Origin of the sequence: Rhodobacter calidifons (genome assembly GCF_011174775.1) — a bacterium.
GTDB lineage: Bacteria > Pseudomonadota > Alphaproteobacteria > Rhodobacterales > Rhodobacteraceae > Tabrizicola > Tabrizicola calidifons.
Map to the genome: position 1 here is coordinate 1 of NZ_JAANHS010000023.1, position 23,586 is coordinate 23,586.

At 67.4% G+C, this 23,586-nt stretch carries 20 protein-coding genes and 1 tRNA gene; 6 read left to right on the plus strand and 15 right to left on the minus strand.

Going from position 1 to position 23,586, the window contains the following annotated elements; all coding sequences use genetic code 11:
- Positions 1-122 precede the first annotated feature (122 nt).
- The 5 genes from pstA to G8O29_RS17020 all read right to left on the minus strand — a co-directional run bounded on the left by pstA (position 123) and on the right by G8O29_RS17020 (position 6,235).
- Positions 123-1,418 (minus strand): phosphate ABC transporter permease PstA, encoded by a 1,296-nt coding sequence (gene pstA, locus G8O29_RS17000; protein ID WP_166404413.1) that lies wholly within the window; start codon positions 1,416-1,418, stop codon positions 123-125.
- A gap of 10 nt (positions 1,419-1,428) precedes the next feature.
- Positions 1,429-2,805: a phosphate ABC transporter permease subunit PstC gene (gene pstC, locus G8O29_RS17005; protein ID WP_166404414.1), complete on the minus strand. Its 1,377-nt coding sequence runs from the start codon at positions 2,803-2,805 to the stop codon at positions 1,429-1,431.
- A gap of 64 nt (positions 2,806-2,869) precedes the next feature.
- Positions 2,870-3,925, minus strand: a complete 1,056-nt coding sequence (locus tag G8O29_RS17010) for a substrate-binding domain-containing protein (RefSeq protein ID WP_166404415.1) — start codon at positions 3,923-3,925, stop codon at positions 2,870-2,872.
- A 104-nt stretch (positions 3,926-4,029) separates the two neighbouring features.
- A complete protein-coding gene (locus G8O29_RS17015; protein WP_166404416.1) occupies positions 4,030-5,625 on the minus strand; it encodes a GMC family oxidoreductase in 1,596 nt (531 codons plus the stop codon).
- 112 nt (positions 5,626-5,737) lie between these two features.
- Positions 5,738-6,235 (minus strand): Hint domain-containing protein, encoded by a 498-nt coding sequence (locus G8O29_RS17020; protein WP_242679161.1) that lies wholly within the window; start codon positions 6,233-6,235, stop codon positions 5,738-5,740.
- A gap of 162 nt (positions 6,236-6,397) precedes the next feature.
- Between G8O29_RS17020 and G8O29_RS17025 the strand changes: the two genes are divergently transcribed.
- Positions 6,398-6,482, plus strand: a tRNA-Leu gene (locus G8O29_RS17025).
- A gap of 12 nt (positions 6,483-6,494) precedes the next feature.
- Here G8O29_RS17025 and G8O29_RS17030 read toward each other — a convergent pair.
- A complete protein-coding gene (locus G8O29_RS17030; protein ID WP_166404417.1) occupies positions 6,495-7,559 on the minus strand; it encodes a Hint domain-containing protein in 1,065 nt (354 codons plus the stop codon).
- Between the two features lie 269 nt (positions 7,560-7,828).
- On the opposite strand from G8O29_RS17030, the gene tig reads away from it, so the two are divergent.
- Entirely contained in the window at positions 7,829-9,163 is a 1,335-nt protein-coding gene (gene tig, locus G8O29_RS17035; RefSeq protein ID WP_166404418.1) for a trigger factor, read from the plus strand.
- Between the two features lie 27 nt (positions 9,164-9,190).
- On the opposite strand, the gene G8O29_RS17040 is transcribed toward tig, so the two are convergent.
- The 5 genes from G8O29_RS17040 to G8O29_RS17060 form a co-directional block, all read right to left on the minus strand.
- Positions 9,191-10,135 carry a DMT family transporter gene (locus tag G8O29_RS17040; protein WP_166404419.1) on the minus strand — a complete coding sequence of 315 codons (945 nt, stop codon included), beginning with the start codon at positions 10,133-10,135 and terminating at the stop codon, positions 9,191-9,193.
- 185 nt (positions 10,136-10,320) lie between these two features.
- Positions 10,321-10,890 (minus strand): 50S ribosomal protein L9, encoded by a 570-nt coding sequence (gene rplI / locus G8O29_RS17045; RefSeq protein WP_166404420.1) that lies wholly within the window; start codon positions 10,888-10,890, stop codon positions 10,321-10,323.
- A 12-nt stretch (positions 10,891-10,902) separates the two neighbouring features.
- Positions 10,903-11,130: a 30S ribosomal protein S18 gene (gene rpsR, locus G8O29_RS17050; protein ID WP_103256213.1), complete on the minus strand. Its 228-nt coding sequence runs from the start codon at positions 11,128-11,130 to the stop codon at positions 10,903-10,905.
- Positions 11,131-11,150: 20 nt separating this feature from the next.
- Positions 11,151-11,600, minus strand: a complete 450-nt coding sequence (rpsF, locus tag G8O29_RS17055; protein ID WP_166404421.1) for a 30S ribosomal protein S6 — start codon at positions 11,598-11,600, stop codon at positions 11,151-11,153.
- 152 nt (positions 11,601-11,752) lie between these two features.
- A complete protein-coding gene (locus tag G8O29_RS17060) occupies positions 11,753-12,340 on the minus strand; it encodes a flavin reductase family protein (RefSeq protein WP_166404422.1) in 588 nt (195 codons plus the stop codon).
- Positions 12,341-12,429: 89 nt separating this feature from the next.
- Here G8O29_RS17060 and G8O29_RS17065 point away from each other — a divergent pair, with 89 nt between their 5' ends.
- The 3 genes from G8O29_RS17065 to G8O29_RS17075 all read left to right on the plus strand — a co-directional run bounded on the left by G8O29_RS17065 (position 12,430) and on the right by G8O29_RS17075 (position 15,310).
- The gene (locus G8O29_RS17065; RefSeq protein ID WP_166404423.1) at positions 12,430-12,915 is read left to right on the plus strand and encodes a GNAT family N-acetyltransferase; all 486 of its coding nucleotides are present in this window, start codon (positions 12,430-12,432) and stop codon (positions 12,913-12,915) included.
- 91 nt (positions 12,916-13,006) lie between these two features.
- Positions 13,007-13,756, plus strand: a complete 750-nt coding sequence (locus G8O29_RS17070; RefSeq protein ID WP_166404424.1) for an EcsC family protein — start codon at positions 13,007-13,009, stop codon at positions 13,754-13,756.
- An 84-nt stretch (positions 13,757-13,840) separates the two neighbouring features.
- On the plus strand, positions 13,841-15,310 hold the full coding sequence (locus tag G8O29_RS17075) for an AMP-binding protein (RefSeq protein WP_166404425.1): 1,470 nt from the start codon (positions 13,841-13,843) through the stop codon (positions 15,308-15,310).
- A gap of 51 nt (positions 15,311-15,361) precedes the next feature.
- On the opposite strand, the gene ptsP is transcribed toward G8O29_RS17075, so the two are convergent.
- The 4 genes from ptsP to purD all read right to left on the minus strand — a co-directional run bounded on the left by ptsP (position 15,362) and on the right by purD (position 22,273).
- Positions 15,362-17,605, minus strand: coding sequence for a phosphoenolpyruvate--protein phosphotransferase (ptsP, locus tag G8O29_RS17080; RefSeq protein ID WP_166404426.1), 2,244 nt, complete (start codon positions 17,603-17,605; stop codon positions 15,362-15,364).
- Positions 17,606-17,897: 292 nt separating this feature from the next.
- Positions 17,898-19,154 carry an aspartate kinase gene (locus G8O29_RS17085; protein WP_166404427.1) on the minus strand — a complete coding sequence of 419 codons (1,257 nt, stop codon included), beginning with the start codon at positions 19,152-19,154 and terminating at the stop codon, positions 17,898-17,900.
- Between the two features lie 102 nt (positions 19,155-19,256).
- Complete coding sequence (locus tag G8O29_RS17090; RefSeq protein WP_166404428.1) at positions 19,257-20,870, minus strand: PhoX family protein; 1,614 nt, start codon at positions 20,868-20,870, stop codon at positions 19,257-19,259.
- 140 nt (positions 20,871-21,010) lie between these two features.
- Positions 21,011-22,273 carry a phosphoribosylamine--glycine ligase gene (gene purD, locus G8O29_RS17095; RefSeq protein ID WP_166404429.1) on the minus strand — a complete coding sequence of 421 codons (1,263 nt, stop codon included), beginning with the start codon at positions 22,271-22,273 and terminating at the stop codon, positions 21,011-21,013.
- A gap of 67 nt (positions 22,274-22,340) precedes the next feature.
- Here purD and xseA point away from each other — a divergent pair.
- A partial coding sequence (xseA, locus tag G8O29_RS17100; protein ID WP_166404430.1) for an exodeoxyribonuclease VII large subunit occupies positions 22,341-23,586 on the plus strand: 1,246 nt, incomplete at its 3' end.

Sequence of the window (23,586 nt, forward strand, 5' to 3'; positions counted from 1 at the left end):
CGACATCCTTCAAGGCATGCGTCGTGCCGTAATGCACCTGCACCCCGCGCGCCGAGATCTTCGCAGTGGCGGTGTCGGTTTGCAGCCCCGTGCGGGTCATGTCGTTCATGGCGTCCATTTCCTTACCAGCGGCGTTCAAAGCGGCGGCGCAGCCAGATCGCGGCGCCGTTCAGCATGACGAGAATGGCCAGCAGCACCAGGATCGCGGCCGAGGTCCGGCTGACGAAACCGCGCTCGGGGCTGTCGGCCCAGATGAAGATCTGCGTCGGCAGGGTCGTGGCGCTTTCGAAGGGCGTCGAGGGGGCGGCGGTGATGAAGGCGTTCATCCCGATCAGCAGCAGCGGCGCCGTCTCGCCGATGGCCTGGGCCATGGCGATGATGGTGCCGGTCATGATGCCGGGCATGGCCAGCGGCAGCACATGGTGGAAGACCACCTGCTGCCGCGAGGCGCCGATCCCGAGCGCCGCTTCGCGGATCGAGGGCGGCACCGCCTTCAGCGAGGCGCGGGTGGCGATGATGATGGTGGGCAGCGACATCAGCGCCAGCGTCAGGCCGCCGACCAGCGGCGAGCCGCGCATCAGGCCGAAGTAGTTCAGGAACACCGCCAGAGCGAGGAGGCCGAAGACGACCGAAGGCACGGCGGCGAGGTTGTTGATGTTGATCTCGATCAGGTCGCTGAAGCGGTTCTTCGGTGCGAATTCCTCGAGATAGATCGCGGCGCCGATCCCGACCGGCAGGGCGATGGCGAAGCAGACCAGAAGAAGATAGATCGAGCCGATGAACGCGCCCTTCAGGCCGGCCAGTTCGGGAAAGCGCGAGTCGGCATTGCGGAACAGCGCCCAGTTGAACGGGGTGGAGATCAGGCCTTGTTCCACCAGCTTGTCGAAGGCCGCGATCTGGGCATCGTTCAGGCGGCGGTTCGCTTCCGGGGTGTTGCGGTCGATCCCGCCCTTGTTCAGCTGGTCGAACGGGTCCGAGACCGGCACGGTGATGTTCAGTGTGGTGCCGATCAGCGAGGGGTCGGCCACCACCCGGTCGCGGACCATGAACTGCGCCCCGTCCGACAGAATCCCGCGCACCTCGCGCAGCCCGGCCGTGTCCAGGTCGGGGAACATCTCGGCCAGGGTCGCCTGCATGATCTGGCGCCAGTTGCTGCCCGCGATGTTGTCGCTCCGGATCTGTTCGGGGTCCAGCTTGACCGCAAGGGTGACATGGGTCTGGGTGAAGGCCTTGTAGCCGGTCGTGGCCAGCGAGACCAGCATCAGCAGCAGGAAGCCGATGGCCAGGCTGATCGAGACGAGGCCGGCGATGCGCAGCCAGGTCTCGCCGCGCCGCCGCTTGCGCACGCGCTCGCGGTAGGCGGGGGCGGTCCAGTCGAACCGGTTGCCGGTTCCGGTATCGGGCGAGATGTCGGTCATGTTCGGCCGCCTAGTCGTAAAGCTCGCGGTATTTCCGCACGATGCGGATCGCAAGGATGTTGATGCACAGCGTGACGACGAACAGCAGCATGCCCAGGGCGAAGGCTGCCAGCGTCTTCGGGTTGTTGAATTCGGTGTCGCCGATCAGCAGGGTGACGATCTGCACCGTGACCGTGGTGACGGTGTCCAGCGGATTGATCGTCAGCTTGGCGATGATGCCCGCGGCCATGACCACGATCATCGTCTCGCCGATGGCGCGGCTGACGGCCAGCAGGATGCCGCCCACGATCCCCGGAATGGCAGCGGGGAACAGAACCTTCAGCATGGTCTCGCCCCGGGTCGCGCCCAGCGCAAGCGAGCCGTCCGACAGCGACCGCGGCACCGCGGACAGCGCGTCATCGGTGAAGGAGGAGATGAAGGGGATCAGCATGATCGCCATGCAGATGCCGGCGGCAAGCGCGGTGTTGGGCGAGATTTCAAAGCCGGCACTGGCGGCGGTGGACCGCAGGAAGGGCGCGATCACCAGGATCGCGAAGAAGCCGTAGACGATGGTCGGCACGCCCGCGAGGACTTCCAGCACCGGCTTCACGATGTTGCGGGTGCGCGGCGAGGCGAATTCGTTCAGGTAGATCGCCGAAAACAGGCCGATGGGAACGGCCACGACCAGGGCGATCATCATGATCACCACCGAGCCCAGAAGAACCGGGATCATCCCGAAGGCGCCCTGGCCCGCGACCTGATCGGCCCGGATGGCGATCTGCGGCTCCCAGCGGGTGCCGAACAGGAATTCGGTGATCGGGACCATGCGGAAGAACTTGATGCTTTCGAACACCAGCGAAAGCACGATGCCGATCGTGGTGAAGATGGCGACGGTGGAGCAGAAGATCATCAGGCCGAAGATGATGCGTTCGGCGCCGTGCCGCGCCCGGAACTCGGCCGAGACGCGCGAGCGCGCAAAGACAAGCAGCGCGACCGACATCAGTGCGACCACCACGACCAGGGCCATGCTGGCCGAGGCGTTGCGTGCCTTCAGCAGCTCGGCCGCGGCGACCTTCCATTCGGCGGGCGTGCCGAAGACCTGGCCACGGGCGATGGACTTGATTTCGGTCAGGGTCAGCGCAACCGCGCCGGCGTCCAGCCCGTCAAGCACCCCGGGAGGCAGGCTTGCCATCACGCTGCGGTCGACGATCGGACCCTGGAACATCAGCCAGGCGAGGATGACGATAAGTCCGGGAAGGCCGATCAGCAGGGCGGAGTAAAGGCCATGGAAGCCGTCCAGCGAGTGGAGGCGGATGCCACCGGCCCTGATCTGCGCAGCGGCTTGGCGGTTGAGGAGGTAGCCGACAATCACGGCCGCGAAAAGGATCAGGAATGCAAGCGATGTCACAGGCAGCCCCCCTGGGCAGAAAGACGCCGCCCGGAGCGTGACGCTCCGGGCGGCCAATCAGCTCTTACTTCTCGGGCGGAGCCATGTTGACGGCGTTGGTCAGCGCAGCCTGCACCTCGGCCAGTTTGTCTTCGGCCAGGACCACGAGGCCACGCTCGGACAGATAGCCGCCCGCGCCCAAAGCGTTTTTGGAGGCGTATTCCATGATGAACTCGTTCAGGCCCGGGATCACGCCGCGGTGGGCGTTCTTCACGTAGAAGTACAGCGGACGCGCGATCGGGTATTCGAAGCTGGCGATCGTGTCCTGGTTGGCCTCGACGCCGTTGATCTTGACGTCCTTCAGCTTGTCGAGGTTTTCGTACAGGAACGAGTAGCCGAAGATGCCGACGGCGTTCGGGTCGGCTTCAAGGCGCTGCACGATCAGGTTGTCGTTCTCGCCGGCCTCGATGAACGGGCCGTCCTGACGCATGCGCGAGCAGTCCTCGTCCACGAATTTCTTGTAGGCGTCCTTGTCGCCGGCCTCTTTCAGGGCCTTGGCATAGTCGGTCGCTTCGCAGCCCTTGTGCATCGCCAGTTCGACGAAGGCGTCGCGGGTGCCCGAGGTGGGCGGCGGGCCGTAGGCGATGATCGCGATGTCGGGCAGCGAGGGGTCGATGTCCGACCATTTCTTGTAGGGGTTGTCCACCAGCGCGCCATCGACCGGAACCTTGGCGGCCAGCGCCTTGTAGACCTGCTCCAGCGTCAGATCCCAATCGGTTTCGTTCTTGCGGTTCACGGCGATGGCAAGGCCGTCATAGCCGATCAGGGCTTCGGTGATGTCGGTCACGCCGTTCTGGACGCAGAGTTCGTATTCCGACTTCTTCATCGCGCGCGAGGCGCCGGTGAGGTCGGGATGATCCGCGCCGACACCGCCGCAGAAGATCTGCATGCCGCCGCCGGTGCCGGTGGATTCCACGACAGGGGCAGCGCCGCCGTGGTTGGCGAATTCCTCGGCAACAGCCTGGGTGTAGGGGAAGACGGTCGAGGAACCGACGATGCGGATCTGGTCGCGCGCGAAGGCCGGCATCGCCGTGGCAGCGGCAAAGGCCAGGACCGAGGCGGTCAGGTGGATCGATTTCATGGGTGCACTCCTGCAATAGGTGCGGCCAGTGGTGGCAGCGTAGATGTGGCTCTAGCCCTGCTGCGTGACGCTTAGATTGCAGCTTTGTAAAACCTGTATGACAGTCAGACGACGTGCGCCGGTCTTCGCATCCGGCGGGCGATGGTCTCGGCGACCATCATCGTGGGGGCATTGGTGTTGCCCGCGATGATCTGCGGCATCAGCGAGGCATCGACCACGCGCAGCCCTTCCACGCCCCGCACGCGACCCTCCGGGTCGGTGACCGAGGCCGCGTCGCGCCCCATCCGGCAGGTGCCCACGGGATGGTAGATCGTCTCGGCCCGGGCGCGGATATGGTCCTCCAGCGCGGCGTCGGTCGTAACGTCCTGGCCGGGAAGTGTTTCCCGGGCGATGTGGCGGGCCAGGGGCGGCGCCTGGGTGATCCGGCGGGCAAGTTTCAGGCCGCTCAGCAGGGTCGGCAGATCCTCGGGATGGGACAGGTAATTGGCCGCGATGCGGGGTGCGGCCAGCGGGTCGGGGCTGGCCAGCGAGATGCGGCCGCGGCTTTTCGGCAAGAGGTCGCAGACATGCAGCGTCAGCCCGTAGCCCAGCGACAACCGCCGGCCGTGGTCGTGCAGATAGGCGGGGATGAAGTGGAATTGCAGGTTTGGCCGGTCGCGGTCGGGACCGGATGCTGCAAATCCGCCGGCTTCGGCCACGTTCGAGGTGAACTCGCCCTGTCCGTGACGCATCCAGGACCATGCCGCCCGCAAGGCGCGCGGCAGGAACGAGGGGGCGATGCCGATCGCCTCGCGCCCGGTCAGCGCGGCCTGCACCGCGATGTCCAGGTGATCGGCAAGATTGCCGCCCACCTCGGGGGCCGCGTGCAGGACCGGGATGCCGAGCGCCTGCAACTCGGCGCCCGGACCGATGCCCGACAGCATCAGAAGCTGCGGCGAGTTGATCGCCCCGCCGGACAGGATCACCTCGCCGCCCTCGGTCAGCCCGATGCTGCGGTCGCGCAACTGGACGCCTGTGGCGCGACGGCCCGCGAACAGCACGCGCAACACCTGGGCGCGGGTGACGAGGGTCAGGTTCGGGCGCTGACGCACCGGGTCCAGAAAGGCGCGCGCGGCGCTGAAGCGGCGGCCGTCGCGCTGGGTGACCTGGTAAAGCCCGACGCCGGTCTGGTCGGCCCCGTTGAAATCCGCCCGGCCCGGCAATCCGCAGGCCAGACCTGCCGCGACGAAGGCATGGCTCAGCGGGTTCGGCTGGCGCAGATCGCTGACGGTCAGCGGCCCGCCCTGGCCGTGATGGTCGTCGTGCAGGCTCTGGTTGTCCTCCAGATCGCGGAACACTCCCAGAACCTGCGGCCAGTCCCACAGATCGCCCGCCGCCTGTGCCCAGTCGCGGTAATCCTGCGGGTGGCCGCGCATGTAGATCATCGCGTTGATCGAGCTTGAGCCCCCCAGCACCCGGCCGCGCGGCCAGTAGAGGCGGCGGTTGCCCAGTTCCGGCTCGGGCGCGGTCGCATAGCCCCAGTTCAGCCAGCGCATATGTGCCAGCGCGGCCAGGCCGAAGGGCATGTGGATCATCGGATTGCGGTCGGGCGGGCCGGCCTCGACCAGGCAGACGCGGGTCCGGGGATCGGCCGACAAGCGGTTGGCCAGCACGCAGCCGGCCGAACCTGCGCCGACGATGATATAGTCGAAACGATTCATGCGCGTGACCGAGGGGCGGCGTGGCAGCGGCTGGGCAGGGCGCCCGACATGGCGCGATCCTAGCCGGTCCGCGCGCCGGGCCTAGCGCGACGTTGCGTCAGGCCACTCGGCGTCAGGCCAGTTCGGGCAGGAAGGCCGGGCAGGCCAGTTCCAGCCCCTCGGCATAGATCACCTCGTCCTCGTCGAAGCGCAGCGTGAACAGCCGGACATTGCGATGCGTCTCGAGGCAGACGAACTCGCCATCCGCCAGCCGCGCCGCCGGGATCGCCGCGGCCGGAGCGCCGTACAGCGCCATGGCCCGCCAGTCGCGGATCAGGACCGGCTGGCCGGGGGACAAAAGCAGGTCCCGGTCGGGCCGGTCGTGCCCCATGGTCGAGGCCCTGATCCGCACCAGCCCCACCTGCTTGCGCGCCACGACCGAAACCGAGGTCAGCCGCCGCGCCCCCGCGCGGGTCACGATCCGGTCGCCCGGGGTCAGGAACTCGACCGGAATCAACCCGTCCAGCGTGCGCACCATCGTCCCCGCCAGCATGCCCTGCGGATCGGGCGTTCCGGCCCCGCCTGCGGATCGAGAAAATGGTGCTTCGGCGTCCACTGTGCTGCCCTTCAATCCCGTTTCCGCATCAGTTGCAGGGCTTTGTGGTCCGCTTTCGATGCTGGTTCGGTGATTTCTGGGCAGTTGTGGCCTGATCCCGCTGCGGTTGTGGCGCAAATGGGGCGATGTGTTTGCCTCTCGCGCCCCGGGGAAGGCTTTGCTAGAAGGGCGCGGCGTGCGGGTGTGGCGGAACTGGCAGACGCACCGGATTTAGGTTCCGGCGCCGCAAGGCGTGGGGGTTCAAGTCCCTTCACCCGCACCATGACGTCCGGACCTACCGGGTAAGCAGTCGCCCTTCGCTGCTGGTAAGCAAGGTGCGTGCGGGCCTTGGCAGCGGCACGGCGTCCGATCCGAGCGGAACAAGGGCGGACAGTTCGGCGCGCAGGGCTGGTGGCAGGGCCGCGTCGCTGATCCAGCCCGGGAAAAGGCTTTCCACCTCGGCCCCTTCGGCAAAGATGATCTCATGCCGGTCGAAAAGGAGATGCAGGTAGGTCTGGCCATCGGGGTCCGGCGTCGCCCGGACCGCCCGGTCACCCAAGAAGGCGACGGCTGGCACCAGAACCTCGGGCTCGGCGAACAGGAGTTCGGCCTTCCAGCCCGAAATGAGCACGCGATGCTGCGGCGACAGGCGCAGGTCGCGGCGCGGCAGCGTGCCATCAAGCGCCTGGGCGCGGATACATATCGGAAGATGCCGGGGATCGGCCCGCAGATCGGCGGGTGTCAGATGGGTGCGCGCCACCCAGCGCAGCACTTGCAGCCCGTGATCGCGGGTCCGGATCAGATCGCCTGGGGCCAGCCGTTCCACCGGGCGCGGACCATCGACCGTGTCGATCAGCGTTCCGGGCGTGAAACAGGGCGGGCCTGCCAGCTGGTCATAGGGAACGGGCGGGTTGCCAGAGAAGCCCGGCCCTTCGCTTGTGTTGACGACCGTGAGCGGCCTGCCGACCGGCGGAAAGCCATTTGCGCCCCCAAGGAAGGCGAGGCCCTCGATCGTGCCGTAGGCGGGGGAGGAGTTGTTCACGTTGTAGGCGTAGGCGGTATAGGTGATCCCGGTTTGGGGATCGAGCAGATAGACGATGTATTCCGCTTCGACGCGCGTTCCTGCCGCGTAAGTCTGCCCGTCGATCGTCTGCGCGAAGCTGAGGGCCTGGGTTGCGTCGTTGTCGTCGAAATTGGGGTCGTTGTCCTCGATGAAGGTCTCGACCCATTGATTGGAGTTCAGGGTGATCTCCCGCCCCCGCAGATGCGAGCCATCGCCCTGGGTGACGCCATCAAGGCTTCCCCCGCCGGAAACCGTGATGTTGCCCTTTTCCAGAATCCAGACCGAGTATTGCGCCATTGAATACCTCTCTGTCTGCCCGATCGACGCGGGCCGTTACCCGCCATTCATTGCACCGGAATGCCTTACGGATCGTTAAACGTGGTGGGCCTGTAGATCAACGCAGCACGGCGAGGCAAGCATAAAGGAGGCCGCCCAGAGTGGCTGATTTCCTCTTACGTCGCCCGGAAAGCTTTGCTATGAGGCGCGCAAAGTCTGACGGGCGCTGTCCGGCAGCGTTGTCTTGTTGTGCTATAGCACCCGTAGAACCTTAAGAAGGACACCCAAGCATGCAGGTCACCGAGACCCTGAACGAAGGCCTCAAGCGCGGCTACACCATCACGGTGACGGCGGACGAACTGGACGCGAAGGTCCAGGAAAAGCTGCTCGAGGCGCAGCCCGAGGTCGAGATCAAGGGCTTCCGCAAGGGCAAGGTGCCGCTGGCGATCCTGAAGAAGCAGTTCGGCACCCGGATCCTGGGCGATGCGATGCAGGAAGCCATCGACCGCGCGATGAAGGACCATTTCGACAGGACCGGCGACCGCCCGGCGTTGCAGCCCGAGGTGAAGATGGTCGGCGGCGAGACCTGGAAAGAGGGCCAGGATGTCGTGGTCGAGATGACCTATGACGCGCTGCCTCCGATCCCGGAAGTCGATGCCTCGAAGATCAAGCTGGAACGCCTGATCGTGAAGGCCGACGACAAGGCCATCGCAGAGGCGCTGGAGAACCTGGCCAAGTCGGCCAAGTCCTTCGAGGACCGCAAGAAGGGCTCGAAGGCCAAGTCGGGCGACCAGGTCGTGATCGACTTCAAGGGCTCGGTCGATGGCGAGCTGTTCGAGGGCGGCTCGGCCGAGGATTACCCGCTGGAACTGGGTTCGGGGTCCTTCATCCCCGGCTTCGAGGATCAGCTGATCGGCGCCAAGGTCGGCGACGAAGTGTCGGTCAACGTGTCCTTCCCGGACAATTACGGTGCCGCGCATCTGGCCGGGAAGTCTGCGGTCTTTGCCTGCACGGTGAAGGCGGTCAAGGAACCGAAGCCGGCCGAGATCGACGACGAGCTGGCCAAGAAGTTCGGCGTCGAGGACCTTGCCACGCTGAAGGCCCAGATCGCCGAGCGTCTGGAGGCCGAATACAAGGGCGCCGCGCGTGCGGTGCTGAAGCGGTCACTGCTGGATCAGCTGGACGGCATGGTCAAGTTCGACCTGCCCGCGAAGCTGGTCGAGGCGGAAGCCAACCAGATCGCGCACCAGCTCTGGCACGAGGAAAACCCGGATGAGCATGGCCACAACCACGGCACCATCGAAGCGACCGAAGAGCACATCAAGCTGGCCGAGCGTCGCGTGCGTCTGGGCCTGCTTCTCGCCGAGATCGGCCGCAAGGCCGAAGTCACCGTGACCGATGCCGAGATGACGCAGGCCGTTCTGGCCGCTGCCCGCCAGTATCCGGGGCAGGAACGCCAGTTCTTCGAATTCGTGCAGAAGAACCCGCAGATGCAGCAGCAGCTGCGTGCTCCGGTGTTCGAGGACAAGGTGGTCGATCACCTGGTGAGCCTGGCCGACGTGACCGAGAAGGAAGTCTCGAAAGAGGCCCTTCAGAAGGCCGTCGAGGCGCTGGACGAGATGTAAGGACCGGCCAAAGTCCGGCAGGTAGTATCAGGCCGCGCCTTCGGGGGCGGCCTTTTCCCTTTGCGCCTCGGCGCGGATCACCAGAAGGCCTGCGCCGATCAGCAGGGCGATGCCGCCCCAGGCGAGAAGGGTGGGAAGCTGCGCCCAGAACAGCCAGCCCCAGAGCACGCCCCAGATGATGAAGCTGTATTCGAAGGGCGCAACCGAGGACGAGGGCGCAACCCGGTAGGCATAGGTCAGCAGCGACAGGCCGACCGAGGCGATGAGCCCGCAGGCCATGAACAGCAGCAGGTCGCGCAGCGGCATCTCCTGCCAGCCCCGGGTCAGGAAGGCGAGCGAGGGATGCGTCGCGCCCTCATGGGCCCCCGAACCGAAGACCGCCGCCAGGGCGAGGGCGCTGGCGAGAAAGGTCAGGTTGCCCCAGAAGGTCATCGCCCCCGCGGTTTCCGTCCGGCCCAGGACCCGGGTGGCAAGCTGGGTCAGCGCATAGCCCAAGGCCCCCAGCACCGGCAGCAGCGCGGCAGGATCGAAGACGCTTGCGCTGGGGTTGAAGATCATCAGCATGCCCGCGAACCCGGCGGCAAGCGCCAGCAGGTTCATCGGCCCGATGCGTTCACGGAAGATCAGGGCGGCGGCGATGGTGATGAACAGGGGGGCGGTGAAGAACAGGGCTACCGTGTCGGCCATTGGCATGGCAGCAAGGCCGAGGTAATAGGCGGTGTAGGCGGTGAAGTTCAGGAAGCCTCGTGCGAGCATCCAACCCAAGTTCGGCGTGGTGATCGTGGTCAGCCGCCCATCCAGCACCCGCACGATGACCAGAAGCAGCGGCACCGCCGTCAGGCTGCGGATGATCATCGCCTGATACAGCGGATAGTCCCCCGACAGCCGTTTCAGGATCACGTCCTGCAACGAAAAGACCGCGATCCCCGCGACAAGGGCAAGGATACCGCGCTGGGTGGCTGACAAGTGCATGGGGGCAACGCTAGCCGGGGCAGGGGCCGTGGCTATCCCGCCCCCGACACGCGCGCGTCAAAGCGCGGCAAGCCTTGCATTGGCCGACGCAGCGCGCTTGCCCGCGACAGGGCTCATCCCGTCCTGAAAAGAAAAACCGCGCCCGGTTGCCCGGACGCGGCCGCGTGTTCCCCAAGGGGGACAGCTTATTCGTCGCTGGCCGCCGCGCCCATTTCGTCGAACAGCTCGGCGATCTCGAATTCGGCCTGGGCCTCCGCTTCGGCCGCAAGTTCGGCAACCGACTTGCCCGACGCCTGGAGCTCGGCCTCTTCGGGCGACCGGGCGACGTTCAGCTTGATCTTCACCGCAACTTCCGGGTGCAGACGCACCGTCACGGTGTGCAGCCCCAGTTCCTTGATCGGCTTGTCCAGCACGATCTGGGTGCGGTTCACGGTAAAGCCCGCTTCGGTCGCGGCCTGGGCCGCATCGCGCGGCGTGACCGAGCCATAAAGCGCACCCGCGTCCGACGCCGAGCGGATCACGATGAAGGTCTGGCCGTCGAGCTTGGCGCCCACGGCTTCGGCCTCTTTCCGCGTCTCCAGGTTCTGCGCTTCCAGCTGGGCCTTCTTCGCCTCGAACGACTTGATGTTGGCCTCGTTCGCGCGCAGCGCCTTGCCCTGCGGCAAGAGGAAGTTGCGGGCGTAACCGTCCTTGACGTTCACGACCTCGCCCATCTGGCCAAGCTTGGCCACACGTTCCAGAAGGATCACTTGCATGTCCTGTGCTCCTTATTTCACGGCATAGGGCAGCAGGGCCAGGAAGCGGGCGCGCTTGATGGCCTGGGCCAGTTCACGCTGCTTCTTCGCCGAGACTGCGGTGATGCGGCTGGGGACGATCTTGCCGCGCTCGGAGATGTAGCGCTGGAGAAGACGGGTGTCCTTGTAGTCGATGGCCGGTGCGTTGTCGCCCGAGAAGGGGCAGACCTTGCGGCGGCGGAAAAACGGTTTGTTCGCCATGATGTGTCCTTTCCCTCAGATCAACGACGCGCTGCGCCGAACGACGGACGCTCGCCACGGTCGGCGCCACGGTCAGGGCGGTCGCCGAACGACGGGCGCTCGCGGCGCTCGCCGCCGCCAAAGCCGCCACGGTCGCCGTCACGCTCTTCGCGTTTCTGCATCTGGACCGAGGGGCCGTCGCCGTGCTTGTCGACCTTGATCGTCAGCACCCGCATCACGTCGTCGTGCAGCCGCATCAGGCGTTCCATTTCCTGCACGGCAGCGGCGGGCGCGTCCGATTTCAGGAAGGCATAATGGCCCTTGCGGTTCTTGTTGATCTTGTAGGCCATCGTCTTGACGCCCCAGTACTCGCTATCGACGACCTTGCCGCCGTTGTCCGCGAGGACGGTGGAGAAATGTTCGATAAGGCCTTCGGCCTGCGCGTTGGACAGGTCCTGGCGCGCGATGAAGACATGCTCGTAAAGAGGCATGCGGGCTTCCTTCGTTTCAGGGCGGCTTCACAGGACGGGCACTGACCTTTCCGCAGCCCGTCCACGAGAGGCATCGCCGGTTCATGGATAAGCGGAAAGGATGCGGCCTTATACAGATTGCGCGCTGCGGCGCAAGGGCCGCATGCGGGCGATCATTCCCCGACCGGGTCTCGTGGGCGTCGCAGCGCGCGCACCTCGCGGACGAAGGTGTAGTCGTGATAGCCCAGCCGCGCCGCCGGATTGTAGCGGGCATAGTCCAGACGCCCGTCCACCAGGCAATCGTCGCGGATGTGGATGCCCACGACCTCTCCCAGGATCAGCTTTTCCGGGCCGATCAGGTCCACCAGCTTCACGACCCGGCACTCCAGCGTCGCGGGCGCATCTGCCACGCGCGGGCAGTCGATGGCGATGCATTCGGCCTTGGCAATCCCGGCGGCGACGAACTCATCCGTTCCACGCGGGAAACGCGCCGAGGTTGCATTCATCGCCTCCAGCGCCGCCTCGGCCACGATGTTGACCGCGAAGACCCCGCTTTCCTCCGCGTTCGCCATGCTGTCGCGGTGATCCCCGGCGAACATCACCTGCGGCGGCGTATAGCCCACGGCATTGAAGAAGGAATAGGGTGCAAGGTTGTCGCCCGTCGCAGCCCGGGTGGAGATCCAGCCGATCGGACGGGGCGATACGATGGCCGAGAAGGGGCTGTGCGGCAGTCCGTGACCCTCGGCGGGGCGGTAGAACATTCATGACCCTTTCACAAATTGATCCTGAGACTGCGCCATGTTACGGGCCGGTTCCAGCGGATTCGGCATGGCCTCGGAGGGACAGGGCGGTGTACCGGCTTGAGGAAGAGACCGAGGACGACTGGTGGGAGGTCGAGGCGCTTTATGACCTCTGTTTCGCCCCCGGCCGCACGGCGCTGTCCTCCTACCGGCTGCGCGAAGGTGTGCCCACGGTGGCATCCCTTTGCCTGACGCTGCGCGACGAAGGGGGCGGCCTAGCGGCCGTGATCCGTTACTGGCCGGCACGGATCGGGGAACATGACGTGCTTCTGCTGGGCCCCATCGCCGTCCATCCGACCCATCAGGGCGAAGGCCTTGGCGCGCTTCTGATCAACGAAAGCCTGGCCGAGGCCCGGCGGCTGGGCTGGGAGCGGGTGCTGCTGGTGGGCGATCTGCCCTATTACGGGCGCTTCGGCTTTCGCAAGCTGGACGGGGTGGAGATGCCGCCCCCCACCAACCCGGACCGGGTTCTGGGCCTGGAGCTGAAGGCCGGCGCCTGGGAAGGCGTGCGGGGCAAGGTCTCGAAGGCGACCTGAGCGCCGTGGCGGCGACCGGCCTTCTACGGGCCGTTGCACGGGCCATTGCACGGGCCATTGCACGGGGCGGCGTCAGCCCCATATCAGGGCCATGGACCGCACCCTTGTCGCACCGACCCCCGACCTTGCCGCCGAGGTGGCCGAGCTTGCCCGGCGCTACAAGCGTGCCAACGGGCCGGTGATGCGGCTGGTCAACCGGCTGGGCGGGGCCTTCGAGGCGCAGCTTGCCGCCCTGCCGGAGCCGGTGCGCGACCAGATCGAGCGGGTGACCGCGCAGGCGCTGGAGGCCTCTTACGGGCTGGCGGCGCGGGCGCCGGACCTCGGGCCGCGCGGACCGATGGCCGCCGTCATCGCCACCGGGGCAGCGGGCGGGGCGGGGGGCCTGCCCACGGCGGTCGCGGAACTGCCGGTGACGGTCACGCTGTTCCTGAACGCGATCCGCGTCGAGGCGCGGGCGGCGGGCCTTGATCCGGACGAGCCCTGGGTGCGTGCCGAATGTCTGCGGGTGTTCTCGGCCGGAAGCCCGCTGAAAGAGGACGACGGGATCAACACGTCGTTCATCGGCTCGCGGCTGGCGCTGACCGGATCGGCGGTGCGGAACCTGATTGCGACCATCGCGCCGAGGCTGGCGGCGGCTCTGGGCCAGAAGCTTGCCGCCCAGGCGATCCCGGTCATCGGTGCGGTCGCGGGGGCCACGCTGAACGCCGCCTATCTGGGCTATTACCGCGAGGTGGCACGGGTGCGCTTTGCGCTGGTCCGGCTGGCAGAGGTGCACGGGACCGAGGCGGTCGAGGCCGAATTCCGCCTGGCCACCACGCCGCCAAAGGTGATCCGGGCCTGATTGCCGCCGGATCAGGTCGAAAGCGGTTGGGTTTTCCCCGCCAGTGCAGGTAAAAGCCGCGCAGGCCGAAGCAGGGGGGGCGGAATGAGCACCGATGTCGTCGCAAGACTGAAGCAGATGGCGGGCGATCCGGACCGGATCTGGATCCGGGGCGGTGCGACCTATGCGGAGCTTCTGGCAGAGACGGGACGGCTGGCGAACTTTCTGGGCGCGCTGGGTCTGCGCAAGGGCGACCGGCTGCTGGTTCAGGTCGAGAAATGCGCGGCGGTCCTGTCGCTGTATCTGGCCTGTCTGCGGGCGGGGGTGGTCTTCCTGCCGGTGAACCCGGGCTATACCCCCTCCGAGACCGCGCATTTCCTTGGCGATGCCGAACCCGCGGTGGCGGTCGCCGATCCCGGCCGGGTCGCGGGCCTGGAAGGCCTTGGCGCGCGGGTCATCGCCTTGCCCGACCTGCTGGCCCAGGCCATGGGGCAGGGGGCAGACTTTCCCGATCCCGCCCACGGGCCGGACGATCTGGCGGCGATCCTCTACACCTCGGGCACCACGGGCCGGTCGAAGGGCGTGATGCTGAGCCGCGAGAACCTGGCCTCGAACGCCGAGACGCTGGTCGGGCTCTGGCGGTTCACGGCCGATGACGTGCTCTTGCATGTGCTGCCGGTCTTTCACACGCACGGGCTGTTCGTCGCCACGAACTGCGTTCTCTATGCGGGCGCCAGCATGATCTTTCACCGCGCCTTCCAGCCCGCGGCAGTGCTGGCGGATCTGCCGCAGGCGACGGTGATGATGGGGGTGCCGACCTTCTACACCCGCCTGCTGGCCGATCCCGCCCTGACCCGCGAGGCCTGCGCGGGGATGCGGCTGTTCATCTCGGGCTCGGCGCCCTTGTCGCCGGCGACCCATGCCGAATGGCAGGCCCGCACCGGACACGCGATCCTGGAACGCTACGGGATGACCGAGACGAACATGATCACCTCAAACCCCTGTGACGGGGCGCGCAGGGCCGGAACCGTCGGGATGCCGCTGCCGGGCGTCGAGGTGCGGATCACCGGCCCTGAAGGCGTGCTGCCGACCGGAGAGGCCGGGTCGATCGAGGTGCGCGGGCCGAACGTGTTCAAGGGCTACTGGCGGCTGCCGGACAAGACGGCCGAGGACTTCCGCGACGGCTGGTTCGTCACCGGCGATCTGGGCGCCTTCGATGCGGACGGATACCTGTCGATCCTGGGCCGGGCGAAGGATCTGGTCATCACCGGGGGGCTGAACGTCTATCCGGCCGAGGTCGAGGCGGCGCTTGACGATCTGCCGGGGGTCGCGGCCAGCGCGGTGATCGGCGTGCCGCATCCCGATTTCGGCGAGGCGGTGGTGGCCTGCGTAGTCGCCGCGCCCGGAGCGGGCCTTGCCGAAGAAGCGATCCGCACGGCCCTGCGGGACCGCCTGGCCGGGTTCAAGATCCCGAAGCGGGTGCTGGTGCTGGACGACCTGCCAAGGAATGCCATGGGGAAGGTGCAGAAGGCCGAGCTTCGGCGCAGCCATGCCGGTCTGTTTCAGACCGGCTGAGGCTGCGGTCCGCGCCTGCGGCACGGACGGACAGGCGCAAGGTGCCCGCCGTCAGCTGTCCAGCGTGGCCAGCCAGTCCATCAGCAGCGGCCGGGCGCTTTCGGCCCCTTCGGCGCGGGCGCGGTCGATCACCTTGCGCGCCTCGGTCAGATCGACCCGGCGCAAGAGCGCCTTGACCGGCCCGACCGAGGCCGGCCGCATCGACAGGCTGCGGAACCCGATCGCAGCCAGGGCCAGGGCCTCGATGGGCCGCCCGGCGTCTTCGCCGCAGAAGGACAGCGGCGTGCCGGTCTCGGCGCAGCGGGCGACGATCTGTTCCAGGAAGGACAGGAACGACAGGTTCAGCGTGTCGTAGCGGCGGCGGACCAGCTCGTTCTCGCGGTCGGCGGCGAAGAAGAACTGTTTCAGGTCATTGCCGCCGACGCTGATGAAATCGGTCAGCTCGAAAAAGGCCTTCGGGGCGAAGGCCAGCGAGGGCGTCTCCATCATCGCCCCGATCTCGATCTTCTCGGGGACAGGGTGGCCCAGGGATTTCTCGCGGTGCAGTTCGCGCAGGACGTGGGCGCGGGCCTGCTGGAATTCGCTCATCTCGGTGATCAGCGGGAACATCACGGTCAGCGGGCGGCCCTTCGCCGCGCGGATCAGGGCCTGTAGCTGCATGCGCAGCACGCCGGGCTTGTCCAGCCCGACGCGCACCGCCCGCCAGCCCATGGCGGGGTTCGGCTCTTCGGGCGGCTTCATGTAGGGCAGCACCTTGTCCGATCCGATGTCCAGCGTGCGGAAGGCCACGCGCTTGCCCTTGGCGGCATCCATCACCCGGGCGTAGAGCGCGGCCAGTTCCGCGCGCTGCGGCATCTTCGACCGGATCAGGAATTGCAGTTCGGTGCGGAACAGCCCCACCCCGTCGGCGCCCGAGCCTTCGAGGCTGGGCAGGTCGGCCATGAGCCCCGCGTTCATGTGCAGCGAGATCGTGGTGCCGCACAGCGTGGTCGCCGGCAGATTGCGCAGCGAGGCGTAACGCTTCTGCGCCTCGGCCTGCATGGCGATCTTGTCGCGGAAGGCACGGGCGACGGTTTCCTCGGGGCGCAGATGCACGATGCCCTGGTCGCCATCGACCAGGATCGGGTCGCCGTTCAGCGCCTCGGCGGTGATGCGTTCGGTGTTGAGGACCAGCGGGATCGCCAGCGCGCGGGCGACGATGGCGGCATGGCTGCCGACGCTGCCTTCGTCCAGCACCACGCCCTTCAGCTTGCGCCCGTAGTCCAGAAGTTCCGCCGGCCCGATGTTGCGCGCGACGAGGACCGGGTTCTCCGGCATCTCGGCGCCGGTGTCGCGGCCCTGGCCGGTCAGGATGCGCAAGAGGCGGTTGGACAGGTCGTCAAGGTCGGACAGCCGTTCGCGCAGATAGGCATCGGGGACCTGCGCCAGCCGCGAGCGTGCGGCGGACTGTTCCTTTTCAACCGCCGCTTCGGCCGAAAGGCCGCGCATGATGTCCTCCTCCATCCGGCGCAGCCAGCCGCGGGAATGGGCGAACATCCGGTAGGCTTCCAGCACCTGCTTCTGGTCCTTGTCCAGCTGCTCGGCTGCCAGAAGGTCGTCGATCGACACGCGCAACTCGCCCACTGCCGCGCGGATGCGTTCGATCTCGGTCAAGGGGTCGTCGGCGACCGGGTTGGTGATGACGACGCGCGGCTCGTGCAGCCAGACCCGGCCTTCGGCGGCGCCTTCCTGTCCGCTGGTGCCGCGGAACATCACCGGCTGCTTGTGCAGCGCCCGGATGCCGTTTTCCTCGCTGGTGAAGGCGCCAAGCTCGGTCATCTCGGCCAGCACCATGGCCACGACGTCCAGCGCATAGATCTCGTCTTCGGAAAACTGCCGCGCGGTCTTGGACTGCACGACCAGCACGCCCAGCCTTTCGCCGACGCGCTGGATCGGCACGCCCAGGAAGGAGGAGAACAGTTCCTCGCCTGTCTCGGGCATGTAGCGGAAGCCCTTTTCGTTGGGCGCATCGGCGGTGTTGACCGGCATTCCGGTGCGGGCGACCCGGCCGACCAGACCCTCGCCCAGCTTCATGCGGGTCTTGTGGACGGCGGCCGTCTTCAGGCCATGGGTCGCGCAAAGCTCCAGCGTCTCGGGGTCGCGGAACAGATAGATCGAGCAGACCTCGGTCCCCATGCTGTCGGCGATCAGATGAGTGATCTGGTCCAGCCGGTCCTGGCCCTTGCCCGGGACCGCCAGTGTGTCGCGCAGACGGCGCAGAAGCTTGCGGCTGTCGCTTTCGCTGCGTTCGGGCATGGGCGGATCCTTCCGGCGTCTTTTCCCTTCTATAGGGGGCTGTTGCGCGGATGGAAACGGCTTTGCGGGCGTCGGACAGGCAGGGCAGGCAATTGCCTGCGCATCGGGCAGGGAACGGGGGGCGCGGGTCCGAGGGACCGGCAAGCTGCGCGGCCAGACAGGCCTCGGGCGGTCGCTGTCCGCCCCCTGCCGCCCAGGCAACGGCCCTGCCGCAGCTGCGCGACCCTGGCGCCCGGCAGGCCGGGGTAGAGGAACCCGCAGCTGGTCAGGATGTCGCGCCGATCGACGGTCCTCAGGCCTTTTCCAGCTCGAATGTGTCGTGCAGGGCCTGGACGGCCAATTCCATGTACTTGCGGTCGATCAGGACGCTGATCTTGATCTCGGAGGTGGTGATGACCTTGATGTTCACGTTCTCGGCCGCGAGGGCGGCGAACATCCTGGCCGCCACGCCCACCTGGCTGCGCATGCCGATGCCCACCACCGAGACCTTGGCGACGTCGGTATCGGTCACGAGGTCGGCAAAGACGAACTTGCCCGCCGCCGATGCCTCGTCGATGGCCTTCTTCGCGCGGTCCACCTGGTTGGTGGGCAGGCTGAAGGTCATGTCGGTATAGGCGCGCTTGTCGGCGGGGTCGTCGCGTTCCGAGATGTTCTGGACGATCATGTCCACGTTCACGCCTGCATCCGCCAGCGCCCCGAAGATCGCGGCGGCCACGCCGGGACGGTCCTCGACCTTCAGCAGCGTCATCTTGGCCTCGTCGCGCGAAAAGGCGATGCCGGAGACTACCTTCGATTCCATGATTTCATCCTCGTCGCAGACCAGAGTTCCAGAAGTGTCCGTCGCCTCCTCGAACGAGGACAGCACCCGCAGTCGCACCTTGTAGCGCATCGCCAGTTCGACCGAGCGGGTCTGGAGCACCTTGGCGCCCAGGCTGGCAAGCTCCAGCATCTCCTCGAAGGCGATCTTGTCCAGCTTGCGCGCCCTGGGGCTGACCCGGGGGTCGGTGGTGTAGACGCCATCCACGTCGGTGTAGATGTCGCAGCGTTCCGCGCCGAAGGCGGCGGCGAAGGCGACGGCGGTGGTGTCGGACCCGCCCCGGCCGAGCGTGGTGATCCGGCCCTCGGGCGACAGGCCCTGGAAGCCCGCCACCACGGCGACCTTGAAGCCCTCGGCGAATTTCGCGTCGATGTTGTCGCGCGGGATCGACACGAAGCGCGCCGCGCCATGGGCCGAGGTGGTGTTGATCGGCACCTGCCAGCCCTGCCAGCTGCGCGCGGGGATGCCCATTTCCTGGAGGCGAAGGGCCATGAGGCCGGCCGTCACGTTCTCGCCCGAGGATACCACGGCGTCGTATTCGCGGGCGTCGTAGAGTTTCGAGGTCTGCTCGACCCAGCCGACAAGCTCGTTCGTCTTGCCGGACATGGCGCTGACGATGACGATGACGTCATAGCCGCGCTCGACCTCGGCCTGGACTTTCCTGGCAGCGTTTTCGATCCGCGCGAGGTCCGCCACGGAGGTTCCGCCGAATTTCATCACCAGAAGCGGCATCCACCCTCTCCGCGCACTGAAGTCGCGCGGTGTTTAGGCGGGAGGCGCGGCTGGCGCAAGGGGGTGGGTAGGGTGGGCAATACTGCCCACCCTGCGTTTCTGTCAGGCGCCGATCACGCCGCCGTCTTCGCGGGTGATGACCAGCGTGGCCGAGCGCGGCGGGGTGCCGTTGTAGTCGGGGAAGCCCGAGCCGTAATCCTTGGCAGCGAACTGTTCGGCCGAGGCATGGCCGCCCGGGTGCTGGACGTTGACGAACATCGTGGCGCCGTCCGGCGTGGTGATGACGCCGGTGATCTCCTGCCCCCAGGGACCGGTGAGGAAGCGGCGGATCTCGCCCGTCGCCGGATCGGCGGCCAGCATCATGTTCACCCCCAACGGCTCCAGCGGGCCCTTCTGGTCGGGGCCGATGTCGCCCATGTCGGTCTGGATCCAGAGCCGCGAGTTCGGGTCGCACCAGATGCCGTCCGGGCAGGCGAAGGTGCTGTCATCCCCCAGCTTCTCGCCCTTGAAGGTCAGCGACTGGCGCGGCGTCCCGGCGATCACGAACAGGTCCCAGGCAAAGCCGGTCGCCGCGTGATCGTTGCCCGCGACGGCAGGCGCAAAGACCACGCCTTCATGGGCAAAGCGGCCGAGATGCGTGCGCTTGACCGGCACCGAGGCCGGGTCGAAGGGGTCGAACTCGACCATCCAGCCGAAGGTGTTCGGCTCGTTGCGGTAGTCCTCGGCGGCGCTGGCGCCGGTCGCGGCGGCATTGAAGCGGATGTATTCGTCCGCGCCGGATGCGGCCTTTTCCCAGCTATAGCGCGAGGCCTTGTCCGGGACGCCGTAGCGCTTGTGTTCGCGCGGCATCTCGGCATCGGCGTTGACGAAATAGCCTGCCCAGTTCTCTTCGGCGGTCAGGTAGGTGTTCCAGGGCGTGACACCATGGGCGCAGTTGTTCAGTGTCCCGCGGGTCCTGGTGCCATCAGGGCTGAACTTGGTCACGAGATGCGCCGAACCGGCGGCGGGGCCGGAGATCGTCATCTCGGTCAGGCCGGTGATGCGGCGGTTCATCGGGTCGCCCTTGACCACCGACCACTGGCCATCGGCGCCACGGGTGATCCGGGCGACCGTGCAGCCATGGGCGTTGATCTCGGCCAGCACCTCGTCATCGTCGCGCATGCCGTTGGCGTCGAAGACCACGCTGTCGCCGTCGATCGCCTGACCGGCCCATTTCACCGCATGCAGGAAGCGCGGCTCGATATATTCGTGGTTCAGCACCAGAATTCCATCGGTCGAAGAGCCGTCGATCGGGAAGAAATGCATCCCGTCATGGTGGCTGCCGACCTGCACCGCCTGTGCGGCGCCGGTCATCGCGCCCGGCGTGTAGTCAGGGGCATCGGCGGTCAGCGGGGTGCCCCAGGGGGCAAGGATCTGCACCTTGTAGCCTTCGGGAACGACGACGGTATCCTCCTTGGACAGCGGCACGGGCTTGAAGCCCAGAAGCCCGGACGCAGCCGTGGTCTGCGCCAGCGCCGCGCGCGGGGTCAGGCCCGAACCGAACAGGCCGGTTGCCAGCGCGGCCAGCCCGCCGACCAGAAAGCCCCGGCGCGAGGTGCGGGCGTCGATCACGTCATACATCGTGGGGTTGGCGGAATGATTCGAGGGAACCTCGTCGCCGTGTTCATGGAACGGAGTGCTGCGGTAATCGGGATAGTCGTGTTCGTATCTGGACATGCCTTGCTCCATCGCGAGGAAGTGGTGGGACAAGGGGCAGCCGCCCGGCTACAGGCGCCTGTTGAAACTCCTGCCGAACGATGCAGGCGGCGGGATTCAGAGAAATTGCAGTTAGCTGGCGGTTTTGCGAAGGCGAGATGTCAGAGCGCCCGCCAGCCGATGTCGCGGCGGCAGAAGCCGCCCGGCCAGTCGATGCGGTCCACCATGGCATAGGCGGCATCGCGGGCCTCGCGCAGCGTCTTGCCGCGGGCGGTCACGTTCAGGACCCGCCCGCCCGAGGCGATGATCCCGGCGTCGCGGCTGGCGGTTCCGGCGTGAAAGACCATGTGGCGGCTGTCCTCGGGCAATTCCTCCAGCCCGCGGATCTGGCTGCCTTTGGCGTAGGCGCCGGGATAGCCCTGCGCGGCCATCACCACGGTCAGGGCGTGATCTTCCGCCCAGTTGACCTGGACCTCGTTCAGGCGTCCCTCGGCGCAGGCCAGCATCAGGTCCAGCGCCTGCGCGCCAAGGCGCATCATCAGGACCTGGGCTTCGGGGTCGCCGAAGCGGCAGTTGTATTCCACAAGGCGCGCCTGGCCGTCCCTTATCATCAGGCCCGCATAGAGCACCCCCTGATAGGGCGTGCCGCGACGGGCCATCTCGCGGATCGTGGGCAGGACGATCCGGTCCATCGCCTGTTGTTGCAGGCTGTCGGTCAGGACCGGGGCCGGGGAATAGGCGCCCATGCCGCCCGTATTGGGGCCGGTATCGCCATCCCCCACGCGCTTGTGGTCCTGGGCGGTGCCGATGGGAAGGGCATTGGTGCCGTCGGTGAGGATGAAGAAGCTGGCTTCCTCTCCGTCCATGAAGTCCTCGATCACCACCTCGGCCCCGGCCGCGCCGAATTCGCCGCCGAACATGTCGTCGATGGCGGCCAGCGCCTCGGCCTCGGTCATGGCGACGATGACGCCCTTGCCCGCCGCCAGGCCATCGGCCTTGACGACGATGGGCGCGCCTTTCGTGCGGATGTAGTCCTTCGCGGCGGCGGCTTCGGTGAAGCGGGCATAAGCCGCGGTCGGCGCCCCGCAGGCGTCGCAGATCTCCTTGGTGAAGGCTTTCGATGCCTCCAGTCTGGCGGCGGCGGCCGAGGGGCCGAAGGCCAGAAGACCCGCAGCGCGGCAGGCGTCGGCGACACCGGCGGCAAGCGGGGCCTCGGGGCCGACGATCACGAAATCGATGGCGTTCTCCTCGCAGAAGGTGACCACCGCCGCGCCGTCGAGGATGTCGATGTCGGCGTTCTCGGCCAGCATCGCGGTGCCCGCGTTGCCAGGGGCGACGATCAGGCGGTCGCACTTGGGGTTCTGCTTCACCGCCCAGGCCAGCGCATGTTCGCGCCCGCCGGAGCCGAGGATAAGGATGTTCATCGCCGCGCCCCCGCTTGGACTTTTCTTCCGCGCGTCATAGGGTCGGGGGCGACGGAGGGCAAGCGCCATGGACCTGATCGACGACGGCCCCGCGCCGCAGGGCAACCAGCCGGAATACACCGTGTCGGAGCTTTCCGGGGCGGTGAAGCGGGTGATCGAGGGGGAGTTCGGCCTTGTCCGCGTGCGCGGAGAGGTGGGGCGGGTGTCGCGGCCTTCGTCGGGGCATCTCTACTTCGATCTGAAGGATGATCGTGCGGTGATCGCGGCGGTCAGCTGGAAGGGGCAGGTCGCGCGGATGCAGGTGCGCCCCGAGGAGGGGATGGAGGTCGTGGCCACGGGGCGGATGACGACCTTTCCGGGGCAGTCGAAATACCAGCTGATCGTCGAGGATGTGGCCCCGGCGGGCGCGGGCGCCCTGATGGCGATGCTGGAGAAGCGGAAGGCGGCGCTGGGGGCCGAGGGGCTGTTCGATCCCGCGCGGAAGAAGCCGATTCCCTATCTGCCGCGCGTGATCGGGGTGGTGACCTCCCCGAGTGGGGCGGTGATCCGGGACATCCTGCATCGTCTGCGCGACCGGTTTCCCCGGCATGTGCTGATCTGGCCGGTGGCGGTGCAGGGGCAGGACTGTGCGGCGCAGGTGGCGGCGGCGATCCGGGGGTTCAACGCGATCGAGCCGGGCGGGCCGATCCCGCGGCCCGATGTGCTGATCGTCGCGCGCGGCGGCGGGAGTCTGGAGGATCTCTGGGGGTTCAACGAGGAAGTGGTCGTCCGGGCGGCGGCGGAGTCGCGCATCCCGCTGATCTCGGCCGTGGGGCACGAGACGGACACCACGCTGATCGACCATGCCGCCGACCTGCGGGCGCCCACGCCCACGGCGGCGGCCGAGCTGGCAGTGCCGGTGCGGCTGGAGCTTCTGGCGGCGCTGGACGCTCTGGGGGCGCGGCTGACGCGCGGGATCGGGCAGGGGGTGATCCTGCGGCGGCAGCGGCTGCGGGACCTGTCGCGCGCGCTGCCGAGGGTGGAGACGCTGGTCGCGACGCCCCGCCAACGGCTGGATGCGGCGGTGCTGCGGCTGGGCTCGGGGTTGGGGCTGGCGGTGGCGAAGAAACACCGCGACTTCGACCGGCTGGCGGGCCGGTTGCAGCCCGCGGCCCTGCGCGGACTGGTGGCGCGGCAGCGCGACCAGCTTGCGGCGCGGGAGGAGCGGCTGGGCCGGGCCTTCCTGATCCGGCAGGAGCGGCGGGAGGAGCGGCTGGAGGCTCTGGCGGCGCGGCTGGCCCCGGCGCTGGCGCGGATGCTGGGTGATGCGGCAC